Raw genomic sequence first — 12,806 nt, 5'->3', positions numbered from 1 at the left:
ATTTGGCAAAATGAACACCTATGGATAAACAGAACGTACTGCCAGACCTTATTGAGCAACTGCAGATCGAGTCACTGGGTAATGACGTTTTCAATGGTATCAGCACCGACATCTTTGGTACGGGCCGCATTTTCGGCGGACAGGTGCTAGGGCAGTCCCTGATGGCAGCGTCGCTGACGGTCAGCCCGGGTCGCGCTGTGCATTCTTTGCATTCGTACTTTCTGCGTCCGGGGGACACAAGCAAGCCAATCCGCTTTGAAGTAGAACGCACTCGCGACGGTGGCAGTTTTTCAGCCCGGCGCGTTATCGCCTCGCAACTGGACCAGCCCATTTTCATCATGAGCAGCAGTTTCCAGGGCGAAGAGCCGGGTTTTCAACACCAAACGCCCGCGCCTGCCGTCACGCCCCCCGATTCGCTCAAAAACGAAAAGCAGCTCATCGCCGATTTTGAACATAAACTGCCCAAACGCCTGGCCAGCCTGGTCGGCAGGGATTTTGCCATTGAGATGCGGCCAGTAGAACCCATGCATATGCTCAAGCCGGGCAATTACGACCCGCAGGCCCATATCTGGTTCCGCGCAGCAGACAAGCTGCCGGGCAACCCGTTGTTGCATCGCGCCATGCTTGCCTATACCTCAGACTTTTATCTGCTGTTCACTTCGCTGCTGCCACATAACCAGACCCCGTTTTCCAAAAGCATGCAAATGGCGACCATAGACCATGCAATCTGGTTCCATCGCGCGTTCCGTATGGACGAATGGCTGCTCTATAGCCTGGAGTCGCCCAGCGCCAGCAATGCCCGGGGCTTTTGCCGAGCGCACGTATACAACAGCAAGGGCGACCTGATCGCCTCTACCACACAGGAAGGGCTGATCCGCAAGATACAGGAGCAATGATTCTGTGGCTCTTCGCGCTATGCCGTCTGAGCCTGGCTCAGCGACAAAGCATTAGAAAAAAGCATCAGCAACGCATTCGCAACAGCAGCAGCAAAGTAGCAAAGCTTGCGCAATGAATCAGGATCCGAATATCGCCTTGAGCTTGGGCCACAAGCCACGTATTACATAGGCCGAGCCCTGCTTGGATAGATGCGTACCATCGGAATACAGGAACTGCTTGCGGTCGATCATGGTCACGCAACGGCCCGCTTCGCACAGCACTGAATACGGGTTGATGAATTCGACATTTTTATGGCTTTGGGCATAGTTTTCCAGGCTCCGATTGAGCGCATAGGCATTGCCTTTTTCTTCTTCCAGTTCCAGGTATTTGGCACAAGCCAACGGCAAGTAGCCCGGCCGGTCAACGCAAGAAGCAAGCCCAACCTGCGAGCCCGCGCCAGGCGGCGCGCCAATAATGACAAGCGTATTGTCCAGCCCGATCCGGTCATGAATGGCGTCGAAGTTTTTTTCAAGAAAATGGATATAGGCCTGCGCATCGGGAAAATCCACGCGCTTGCCGTCCGGAGTACCCATGGTCGTCTGGTAATTTTGATAGCTCACTGCATACAACAGCGGCACCTTGGACAGTTTGGCTTCATTGAGCGCATATTCCAGCCGTTCAGTGCAGTCCTGGCGTGGCACGCCATCGAGCAGACGGGTATAACCCGGCCCGAAAAAGCACCCATCTTCAAACGAAGTATCCACCCACTTCTTATGGGCGGCCAGTTCCTGATTCAGGCCGAAGGCGTACTGCCGGGCATAGCTGTCACCCACAATCACGGCAGACTTGCGACGGCCATCGGCGTCGCCTAATATTTGACTGCCCATGGCAAACCCCTGCCCGCCATACTGTTCTTCATGGAATCGCGGCGAATTGGCCGTGTGCTCGGTAAAATAATCATTCATCCGAAAGCTCATGCCATTGGAGGTCATAATGATCAGGGCCGGGACAAGGATCAGCGCCAGTGCACATACACGCTGTATGGTCTGCCCGAAATACCAGCTATTGAGATCAATTCTTCGATACCGGTTTTCCACCAGCACATACATCAAATAACCAATAAAGAACGGTGCGATCACCAAAGCCCATTTTTCGGACAGCAGCAAGGGACGGTAAATATAATATTTATAGAAAACAATGAGCGGCCAATGAATCAGGTACATTGAGTACGAGATCAGCCCCACCATGACCATGGCGCGATTTCTGAAAATATTGCCCAGGTACTTGGCCGGGCTTGCGTAGATGCACAAGGCCGCTCCAATGGCAGGCACCAACGCGTTCAGCCCCGGGAAAGTAGTGGTTTTATCATAGGCAAAAATGCTGTAGAGCAACAGCGCGATACCCACCGCCATGATGCATTCATACTGGATTGCGCCGGGCGTATGCCGCCTGCGATAATCCACGGCAAACACCATCAGCCCACCAATGGCAAACTCAAAAACCCGAAACGGCGTCAGGTAATAATTGGCCGATGTGTCAACCGACAGATACCACTGCGACAATACCAGCGACGCCGCTCCCAACACCAGCAGCACCCAAGGCAGCAGGCTTCGGTTCAGCCGGTATACGAGGTAAATGACAAACGGCCAGATCAGGTAAAACTGCTGTTCGACCCCTAATGACCACGTGTGCAAAAGAGGATTGGTTTCCGACGACGTGTCAAAGTAGCCCGACACCAGCCAGAAGCGGAAGTTGGATACCGAAAACAGGGCAAATACGCTGGAATCGGCCAACGCGACATAGTCGGCAGGAGAAAACAGCAGAAAACCGGCAATCAGGCACAGCACCAGGGTCAGCAACAGAGCCGGATACAGCCTAGCGACACGCCGCGCCATAAACCGCAGAAACGAGAATTTGCCATCAATGCAACTGTTGAGCAGGATCCCCGTGATCAGATAGCCCGAAATAACAAAGAAGACGTCAACCCCGACATAACCGCCACTGAACGCCTGAAAGCCTGCGTGGAAAAACAGAACGGCAATCACCGCAAGAGCGCGAAGACCATCAACGCCAGGTTCGTAGGATGCGGACTGCGTTTTGGAAGTCGTTGAAAACAGGGACATCAGGGCCTTTCTTTATTGAATAACCGGGACTATGTTAATACAAATTAATGATGTCACATCCTTGGTGGTGTATATGCATCTGTAAATATTATTTGGAATTCTTATCAATTGTTCGTAACCGTTGGCGCTTAAGTGGCTGGAATACCCTGACGAAAAGTAAACTCAAAAAACGAAATGATAAAGCGTGCAGGCAAACGGCCCAAAATGCACATAAGTTCCCAAAGCCCGTTTTATAAGACACACAACTGTTGTATCCACGATAGAAACTGACAATTTCGGCTATTTCAAACGTTGCCCAATTTCAGAATGAATTCTTAAAAATTAAGTGTAAACGATAGAAGTTAGTAGTCCGAGCCTGAATTAACCGCTAATTTATAGATCAAGCAGTATTTCAACACTAACAGCTGGAAACACTATGTACACGACAATAAGCTCATCAGATCACAATGGTTTAATCGTGGTGACCACGAAGGCCCAGCACCGCAGGCGCTAGACGACTGCAGAGAAGCTGGCTCAGGAGCAACGCACATTCGAGCCTGGCCAATCGGTCTCGCTGGTTGCCTGGCAAGTCGATATATCCACCAGCCGGCAGTATCACTGGCACACTTCGGCTTGTATTGCCGGGGCAAGTCCATAGCGGCAAAACGATTTGATTTACTTGTGCTACTATAATTCCACTTTTCAGCAGACCCGACGTCAATCTTGCAATTAACACAGCTATCAGCGTAGAAGATATGTTTCACACGATGCGATCAGTTCCTGTATAGACAGCTTGTGTTCTGAAAATCTGATATTATTTTTCGACGTTAAGTAGCGTCGTTGTATCGTAATATGACTCCTCCCATCTGGTTTTCTGCTCCGGAACCAAACTCAGCAATGATAAAGATCTCAATAAAAATCCATAGTCATTCACTCTAAAGCCAGCACTAAACAAAATTTATGAGTTCGAAAGCACATTCAGGTTACTCCCCTCGCGGAATTGCAACCTCGCTTTACGCCAACCGCGCACTGATTTTTAAACTCGCGAAGCGAGAGGTGGTCGGTCGCTACAAAGGGTCTTTTTTGGGACTGTTCTGGTCTTTTGTTACACCGGTAATTATGCTCACCGTGTATACATTTGTATTCAGTGTCGTATTCAAAGCACGATGGCCGGGAGGTTCCGAATCCAAAACCGAATTCGCATTGGTTCTATTTTCTGGCTTAATCATCTTTAATCTGTTTGCCGAAACAATAAACAGAGCGCCTGGCCTCATTCTGAGTAACTCCAATTATGTTAAGAAAGTAGTGTTTCCGCTGGAAATACTACCGGTAATTGCACTGGGATCGGCTTTTTTCCATTTTTGCTGTAGCTTAATTGTATGGGTCATTTTTTATCTGCTTTTCTTTGGCATCCCGCCATTGACAATACTGTACCTGCCCCTAATTCTCATACCGCTCATGCTGCTCACTTTGGGACTGAGTTGGATATTAAGCTCGCTGGGCGTGTATTTGAGAGATGTTTCACAAATTATTGGACTAGTCACAACCGTCCTTATGTTCTTATCGCCCATATTTTATTCAAGTAAATCCTTGCCCGAAAAGTATCAAATATTCTTACATGTCAGTCCGTTGACTTTCGCCGTGGAAAGTGTCCGCAATATTATGATTTGGGGCGTTCCGATCAATTGGATTGGATGGGCGATATATATGGGCGTATCCTTTGCTATCGCTTATTTCGGTTTTTGGTGGTTCCAGAAAACTCGTAAAGGATTTGCAGATGTCATCTGAAGTCTCTATTTCCGTTCGGGATATCGGTAAGTGTTACCATATATATAACAAACCTAGTGACCGCTTAAAGCAAATGCTCTTGCGTGGAAAACGCAAATACTATAATGAATTCTGGGCGTTACGACAAACCTCATTCGAAATCATGAAGGGCGAAACAGTCGGTATCATTGGGCGTAACGGAAGCGGGAAGTCGACCCTGTTGCAAATGATCTGCGGCACCGTAGCTCCGACAGAGGGCGCTTGTGAAACCCATGGGAGAGTCGCCGCGTTATTAGAACTGGGTGCGGGTTTCAATCCCGAATTCACTGGGCGTGAGAACATATTTTTGAATGCAGCTATACTAGGACTCTCTGATGAAGCGACGGCATCAAAAATGCCTGACATTTTATCGTTCTCGGAGCTAGAAGGGTTTATTGATCAGCCGGTTAAAACCTACTCCAGCGGTATGTTTGCCAGATTAGCATTTTCGATAGCGATTCATGTGGACCCGGAAATCCTGATTATCGATGAGGCCCTCTCCGTAGGAGATGCTCGGTTCGTTGCCAAATGCATGAAAAAAATAAAAGACATACAGTCAAAAGGCGCAACGATTTTATTTGTAAGCCACGATGTCGGGTCGGTACGAACCTTATGCGACCGCGCCATCTGGATCGACAAAGGCGTACTTATTGATGACGGTAAAGTATTTCCCGTGACTGGACGCTACACTGAATATTTGTTCAAGGATGGCGATGCGAACGTACCAACCGCTTTAGATCCAGCTTCCGCTGGAAGCTTCGATATAGACAACGGTAAGGATAGCCAGCTTGCAGAACGCCATGTCGGAAGCAAGGCAATGCCCAATGCAAAGATTACGTTGGATTCGCGACCGGTCACTCATTGGGGATCACATACAGGGCTCATTTCTTCCGCCTCGGTATGTGATGAAAACAATGAGAGAAAGGATCTTCACTATTGGGGAGAGAACATTAAAGTCCATATTGAACTCAATATTCCCGAATCAATAGATCGAAATCATTTAAGCGTAGCGTTTTCAATCAAGGACTTAAAAGGTAACGACCTGATTGTTTCTACAACCCAAGATTTTTCGGGAAAAAAGCTACCTGAGCAGAACCAATTTACAGTTACGTGCTCATTTGAAAACTACTTGACCAGTGGAAAATACCTATTGGTTGCCGCGGTGGAAAACAGGGAATATCACGACATTCATTATTACGAATATATTGAGGGAGCGCATTATTTCTCCGTTCTCGATGAAGCCAAACTTTTCGGTAAATTTCAACCAAGGATTAAACAGACTATTCTGGCTAGGTAACCTTTACTGGGATCCGTCTTAAGATCTAGCCAAATGTAGTGATTGAGCCTTTTATTTTAGGAATGCTGGGATTATCCAGACTTAGCCTATAATTTGTTCGTTTATCAAAATTTTAAATTAATTTAGCGTATGCGCATTTCTGCGTCATACTACATGTGGATATAATGGAAAGACTTAAAGCATTTACCGTTTCTTGGTTTTTCGCACCATATATTGGTTCGGCTGACCTCGATTTCTTTAAGCGAATTAAGGATACGAATATCGATTTTGATATTGCGATGGTGCAGCGCGATATCAAAGACGAGCATATTCTTGATTACGTTACCAATGCTCGTTTCAATACCAGGGAAATCAAAGCCGACCACAAAAATCCAAGAACGCTAAAAGCAAGGCAGTTCTTCAGTGAAGAAACCATAAAATTCTTCGACGAGAGCCGAAAAAAATACGACGTGCTAGTGTCTCATTCGAACGAGCTAGTTTCGCACGCCGTAGCAGGCGAAATTAAACGTAAACATCCAGAGCTTCCATGGGTAGCTTATTTTGGCGATTTATTCGCTAAGAATCCTTATATTAAGTATATCCACGGCTACCCCTTGGTAGACGAAGATCGCCTGACCGAAGAAAAGACTATTATTGAGGCAGATCGGATTATTCTAAACAATCCATATCAAAAAGAGCTGATGTTTCACGGCACCCTGCGAAAATACGAACACAAGGCGGTTGTCATACCTCATTGCTATGATCCCCTGATGTACGACAAAATAAAAAAACCGATCAGTGAGAAATTTATCATTGGGCATTTGGGAACACTTTACCATGTCAAACGTACCGCAGAGCCGGTGTTACGCGCGGTGGACCGTCTACTAGAAATATACCCGCATTACAAAAATACGTTTGAAATTTTATTTTACGGTGGATCTCCCTGCTCTCACGATGTCAGCGTGCACGCGTTTATGAAAAATCGCAATCATGTGCGGTTTGAAGATCCCATATCCTATATGGACAGTCTGAGGATGATGCAAAATTGTGATGCGCTATTGCTCATAGACGGAATTTTCGATAAGCAGGAAGATGATTTGGACTGCAATCCATTTTTGGCGGGCAAACTAGCGGACTACATGGGCGCACAAAGGCCCATCATCGGCATTACAATGCCAAAAGGTCCAAGTTACGATATTCTAACCGCATCCGGGAATTTGGTTGCCGATTTGCGAATTGACCGTATAGCATATGTGTTGAAGCGTTATATTGATCAAAAAGTGCGCCCGGATTTCGATGTTTACAAACAGTATGCTTGTCACAATATCAGCCAGCAAATGGAGGCTGTTTTTTACTCCGCCAATAGAGAGAATTGATTATGGAAAAGTATGATGTAATTGTTGTAGGCAGTGGGTTTGCTGGTGCGATCATTGCCGAACGATATGCGACACAACTTGGAAGGTCCGTATTGGTCATTGAACAACGAGATCATATTGCCGGCAATATGTTTGACTACCACGATGAAAATCAAATTTTGGTTCACAAATATGGTCCTCATCTCTTCAGGACCGACAGTCCAAGAGTTCTTGAATATTTGTCGCAATATACCGATTGGCACCCATATCAACATCGCGTCCTTGCCGAAGTCCAGGGCAAAATGGTGCCGGTTCCATTCAATCTCACGTCTCTTGAACGACTGCTTCCTGATGCTGCCGAACAATTGAAAACACTACTTATTGAACAGTTTGGAATGGATGTCAAGGTGCCTGTATCTAAGCTTCGAAAGCACGAAAACCCGAAGTTACAACAACTCGGTGATTTCATCTTTGAGAATATCTATCTGAATTACACAACCAAACAATGGGGAGATAAGCCGGAAAACTTGGACTTTGAGACCATTACTGCGCGTGTACCTGTCCATATTTCCTATGATGATCGATATTTTCAAGAGTCACATCAAGCTTTACCCAAAGAAGGCTACACAGAAATGTTCAGGCGGATGCTGGACCACCCGAGCATTGACATAGTTTTGTCTACCAATGCCCACAGTGTACTCAAAATGGACGCTGAAGCAGGTCAGATTACATACAAAGATGAGCCGTTTACGGGAACCGTCGTATATACAGGTGCCCTCGATGAGTTGTTCTCTTACTGTTACGGTGAATTACCTTATCGATCGTTGCGTTTCGACCTCGAAACGCATGATGTTGAATATTATCAGCCGACAGGAACTGTCAACTATCCGAATCAACATTTATATACAAGAATCTCTGAATACAAGCACATGATGGCCGACAAGCCTAAAAAAACGACAATCATGAAGGAATTTCCTCAAGAATATGATCGGCATGATCCATCGAAAAATATTCCATATTATCCCATCCCAAAACCCGATAACGAAACTGCTTATCAAAAATACAAGAGTTTGGCACAGCAGCTTTCCAATTTAATTATCGTCGGTAGGTTGGCTGAGTACCGCTATTATGATATGAACAATATTATTAATAGAGCCCTCGACGTCTTCGAACAGGAAATTATTCCTAAGGAGCGTGCATGACACCCGCTGTTAGTGTTGTTGTTCCTGTCTACAATCTCGAGTTCTATATCGATCGTTGCCTTGCATCGGTTGCAAACCAGACGTTTGAGCAATTCGAAGCGATTATCGTCAATGACGGGGGCACCGATGATAGTCAGCTTATCATAGATGAATATGTGCAGAAATATCCGCATATTTTCCGTCCATATACCAAGCCAAACGGCGGACATGGTTCCGCGTGCAATTTTGGCATTGAATTGGCTCGCGGCGAATACATCATGATTCTGGACGGCGACGATTTCATAGATCCGGACACAATTGAGTTTATGTACAGCAAAGCCACTGAATCCAATGCGGATCTGTTAATAGGCAATCTACTATACATATTCAGTGACCATACCGCTCCTTACATTCCCATTCCGATTCAGGGCGAGAAATTGCTCTCGGACGACGAAAGGGGCATGCTATTTCGAAACTGGCCTACCCCTTGCGGACGTCTGTATCATCGCTCAATATTTGCAGACAAAGATGTCAAGTTCCTACCAGGAGTGATTTTTGCCGATGCAAATTTTGTGCCCAAAAGTTACCTGGCCGCCAAAAACATATATTACGTAAACCGAGAGCTTTATAACTACGATATCACCCGCCCCACACAGTCAATCAAGCAAACCGATAAACGGATAATGAATATTGTTCCTGTCCTGCGAGACATGCTTGATTTTTATAAAAAGAAAAATGCGTTTGATCAAAATCAAATGAATCTGATGTATTATGTTGTGCGTCATTGTGTATCCTGGATACCTAAAATACGAACGCTCACGGGATACTCAAAAAAAGAAGCGCTAAAAGAAATATTTGCGGTTGCGGACGAAACTTTTGACAACAGTTGGGTCAACAGCGGTATCGTTCAAGAGTCTTTCGGACGCAGAGCTTATTGGCAGTTAAAAATTGCCCGTACATTCGGCTATGCTCCCATTTTGTGGGGTTGGGCGGTAACTCACCGTTGGTACTGGATCGATGCACGAATCGAAAGTTTATTGAACGTGCCATTACGTGGCTATCGCTGGGCTAAAAGAAAATTTGGAACCGGGTTGTCACGTCTCATTGGTGGATAAAACGAGTAGCGCCTACATGGCACAAACGCTCCTATATTGTATTTTTCTAAAATGAAAAATATCTCACTTTATCTTAAGCTCATACTGCCACTATGGAAAGCAACGAAACAGTTAATTCTGACGAATATTGGAATAGTCGATTTACTCAAGATTGGAAAACGTATTCCGGTCCCGAACAATCACGCTTTTTTGCCAGATTGGCTATTGAGAATTTACCGTCATGGCTTTGGCTATCGGCTAAAAGCCAGAAATTCACTATCGTCGACTGGGGCTGCGCTCAAGGGGACGGGACCGATATTCTAGCGGGGTATTTGTCGCCAGAACAGGTTACTGGTGTCGATTTTTCGATGGTCGCAGTTGATCAGGCGAGTTCAAGATACCCGGCCATCAAATTCCTTTGTCGCGATTGGCTCGATTGTAAACAATCCACTGATGACCGATACGATATAGTATTCTCGTCTAATACACTGGAACACTTCCACAATCCATATGAGGTGTTATCCAGAATCGCCTCGCGCGCTGACAAATGTGTTGCGCTTGCCCTTCCTTATCGCGAACTTGATCGCATTGAGGAGCATTTTTTTAGTTTCTTGGCAGAAAACATCCCTCTAAAGCTCACGAATAATTTTCGCCTCGTATGGGCTAAACCACTTGATTGCAAAGAAATTCAGAATACTTACTGGCAAGGCGAGCAGATATTTCTCTTATATGTCAACACGAATTGGTTTGATGATTATAACTTGACGCTCAACGAATCTTTGATAAGCAAAGATGGAAACCTTCTGTACGATTTGGATTTGAAGAAATATCTTCAAAAATTGGAAACACTGGAACAACAGAACGAGCACTTAACCGTCGCAAACCGCCAGCATATCACGGAGATCGAGCGCTTGAATGCGAGTAATATCGCCAATACTAGCACTATCGAACAAATGCAGATGGAGCTTGATACCGCGAATAAAACGGCTCAAGAGGCGAACGATAGAGTTGACTCTCTGAACAGAGCAATAATCGAAATACACTCGTCTCATTCTTGGAGATGGACTGCACCTGCTAGGTTTTTAAGGCGTTTTTTTGTCTCTCCCAAGCATACGCTCTCAACTTTACGCCGTCATCATCGACATAAATAATGTGGGGAAAAATACCATTTGCGAAACATCGAGACACCGTACATTACATTCGTTTCGCTATGGCCCGCAGTGCATACGTACAAAAATAATAGGCACTTTTAAAAAAACCGAAGCCTAGTATTTGTCTATATATACGCCATTGCCACATCATTGCTCTGGCCTTATCCGCTGATAGCGAATTTTCGTGGATGCTATAACTAACCCAGGGTTGTATTGTGGGAGGGACGCATCTGGCCTCCACACCGCTTTTTTCAAGAATTGTCAACCAAAAAATATAATCTTCATGACCAGCTTTGATGAAGGTCGCGTCACCAATTACTGCACGGCGTAATAATGTCGTAGATAATCCAATACAATTTCCACCCAGCAGCCCCTTGTAATTAATGAACTCGGGTGGAACGACTGTATTCAATCTCCTCCCATTCTTCAGTCGCTCGTATGCTGTATATGAGAACTGAACCGACGACGACTGCATGAATTCATACTGGATAGCAAGCTTCTGGCTTTTCCATGCATCATCACTGTCTATGAAGGCAATATATTCACCTTTCGCATATTGCAGACCGATATTCCGAGAATAGGCGACGCCGGAATTCCGACTATTCCGTATAAACACAATCCGCGCGTCCCGCCGCGCATATGATTCAATAATAAACCTAGTTTGATCTGTCGATCCATCATCCACGACAACCAGTTCCCAGTCAGGGTACGTCTGCCCTAACACGGACTCTATCGCCGTTGATATAAAACGCTCCGAGTTATAAGTCGGCAAAATGATACTAATCTGCGCATTATCCATATCACCCTCGATCCATCAACTCGGTGATTACGCGCGCATATACGCCCTGGTAATGAGTTTCATAGTAATTCGCGTAATTTGCCACCCATAACTGGGTAGCAGCTCGAGACTTTTTCTTTACGTCTTCGTGTTGTAGACTGCACACCCACTCAATTAGAGGCTGAAGTCCTTCCGATATGGCCCATCCCGTATTGAACTGCTCCACCTTGTTACCAGGTGGCGTTCCATCTGTCGTTACCAGTGGCACGCCAAGCATCAAATGCTCATAGTACTTGTTGGGCGCAGCGTATAAATGGTTTGGGACTGATCGATAATATAAGCCAGCCATGACGTCCATCCTTCCCATTATTGCCAGTCCTTCCAAAGACGAACGTGCCCCATAGAAATGAATGTTTGCACTCATTCCTGCTTTATTCGCAATAAAGGCTTCAAGAGGACCATATCCAACGATGTGCAATCCCGTTTCCGGACACTGATGAGCGAGTTCGAGTAAGTCCTCTAGGCCTCTATGTACGGGTTCTAGGACACCAAAATAGCCTATGTTCAACCGCTTTGCCTCGGGCGCAGGGAGAAGCATTTTTTCAATAGCAGCAATAGGCACATTCTCAAGCACGATAACATTTTTTGCATCAGGACTTAATCCGTGTTGTTCATACCGACATCGATCAGCAAGAATAGACAAATCTGCTCGCTTGATACAATAATTCTCCAGTTTGTCGATGGCCCGCGCTAAAAGCCCCGGCATATTTCGCATGGATGTATATTTGTCATAGATATCAAATATCAGCGGACGCCTGAAAAGCCGACTGAAGAGAAAACATGGAATGACGCTGTCAAAATCTACAACATGTATGCAATTTACATATTTTCGCTTACTAAATAGCCATTGGAACAAATAAATATTCCAGAGAAGTAAGTTGAAAATATTTTTCAATCCGTTTCCCAAAGGTGCTCGGCGCTTAAAATAGGAAAAACGTGCACCTTGCTCGGACGAAATATCTGCTCTTGCCCACCCTACAAAATGATAGGAAACACCCGCCTGGTCGAGCACCGACATATATTTTTTTAATTTTCCGTCAAAATCGGGAACAAAAGACCTAACAAATACAAGGGCAGGTTTCATGATTAAAGCCAATCAAGTTTATAAACATATCAATTAGATATGA

General features: G+C 45.6%; 10 protein-coding genes. 7 read left to right on the top strand and 3 right to left on the bottom strand.

Going from position 1 to position 12,806, the window contains the following annotated elements:
• Positions 1 to 20: 20 nt before the first annotated feature.
• Positions 21 to 896 (top strand): acyl-CoA thioesterase II, encoded by an 876-nt coding sequence (locus CAP48_RS05625; protein ID WP_100695035.1) that lies wholly within the window; start codon positions 21 to 23, stop codon positions 894 to 896.
• Positions 897 to 1,013: 117 nt separating this feature from the next.
• Here CAP48_RS05625 and CAP48_RS05620 read toward each other — a convergent pair whose 3' ends face one another.
• Positions 1,014 to 2,999, bottom strand: coding sequence for an acyltransferase family protein (locus CAP48_RS05620; protein ID WP_100695034.1), 1,986 nt, complete (start codon positions 2,997 to 2,999; stop codon positions 1,014 to 1,016).
• A 939-nt stretch (positions 3,000 to 3,938) separates the two neighbouring features.
• On the opposite strand from CAP48_RS05620, the gene CAP48_RS05615 reads away from it, so the two are divergent.
• The 6 genes from CAP48_RS05615 to CAP48_RS05590 all read left to right on the top strand — a co-directional run bounded on the left by CAP48_RS05615 (position 3,939) and on the right by CAP48_RS05590 (position 10,841).
• Positions 3,939 to 4,766, top strand: coding sequence for an ABC transporter permease (locus CAP48_RS05615; RefSeq protein WP_100695033.1), 828 nt, complete (start codon positions 3,939 to 3,941; stop codon positions 4,764 to 4,766).
• A complete protein-coding gene (locus CAP48_RS05610) occupies positions 4,756 to 6,081 on the top strand; it encodes an ABC transporter ATP-binding protein (RefSeq protein WP_100695032.1) in 1,326 nt (441 codons plus the stop codon). The genes CAP48_RS05615 and CAP48_RS05610 overlap by 11 nt, the downstream gene beginning before the upstream one ends.
• Positions 6,082 to 6,245: 164 nt before the next feature.
• Positions 6,246 to 7,436, top strand: coding sequence for a hypothetical protein (locus CAP48_RS05605; protein WP_100695031.1), 1,191 nt, complete (start codon positions 6,246 to 6,248; stop codon positions 7,434 to 7,436).
• Positions 7,437 to 7,438: 2 nt separating this feature from the next.
• Positions 7,439 to 8,617 (top strand): UDP-galactopyranose mutase, encoded by a 1,179-nt coding sequence (gene glf, locus CAP48_RS05600; protein ID WP_100695030.1) that lies wholly within the window; start codon positions 7,439 to 7,441, stop codon positions 8,615 to 8,617.
• Positions 8,614 to 9,711: a glycosyltransferase family A protein gene (locus CAP48_RS05595; RefSeq protein WP_100695029.1), complete on the top strand. Its 1,098-nt coding sequence runs from the start codon at positions 8,614 to 8,616 to the stop codon at positions 9,709 to 9,711. Before glf ends, CAP48_RS05595 begins: the two co-directional genes overlap by 4 nt.
• 92 nt (positions 9,712 to 9,803) lie before the next feature.
• On the top strand, positions 9,804 to 10,841 hold the full coding sequence (locus CAP48_RS05590; RefSeq protein WP_100695028.1) for a trans-aconitate 2-methyltransferase: 1,038 nt from the start codon (positions 9,804 to 9,806) through the stop codon (positions 10,839 to 10,841).
• Positions 10,842 to 10,884: 43 nt separating this feature from the next.
• Here CAP48_RS05590 and CAP48_RS05585 read toward each other — a convergent pair whose 3' ends face one another.
• Together CAP48_RS05585 and CAP48_RS05580 are read right to left on the bottom strand one after the other, a co-directional pair.
• The gene (locus CAP48_RS05585) at positions 10,885 to 11,640 is read right to left on the bottom strand and encodes a glycosyltransferase family 2 protein (RefSeq protein WP_100695027.1); all 756 of its coding nucleotides are present in this window, start codon (positions 11,638 to 11,640) and stop codon (positions 10,885 to 10,887) included.
• Between the two features lies 1 nt (position 11,641).
• The gene (locus CAP48_RS05580; RefSeq protein WP_100695026.1) at positions 11,642 to 12,763 is read right to left on the bottom strand and encodes a hypothetical protein; all 1,122 of its coding nucleotides are present in this window, start codon (positions 12,761 to 12,763) and stop codon (positions 11,642 to 11,644) included.
• Positions 12,764 to 12,806 lie beyond the last annotated feature (43 nt).

It is taken from the genome of Advenella sp. S44, assembly GCF_002810445.1.
Taxonomy (GTDB): Bacteria; Pseudomonadota; Gammaproteobacteria; order Burkholderiales; family Burkholderiaceae_B; genus Advenella.
This window is presented reverse-complemented; position numbering and strand designations above follow the sequence as displayed.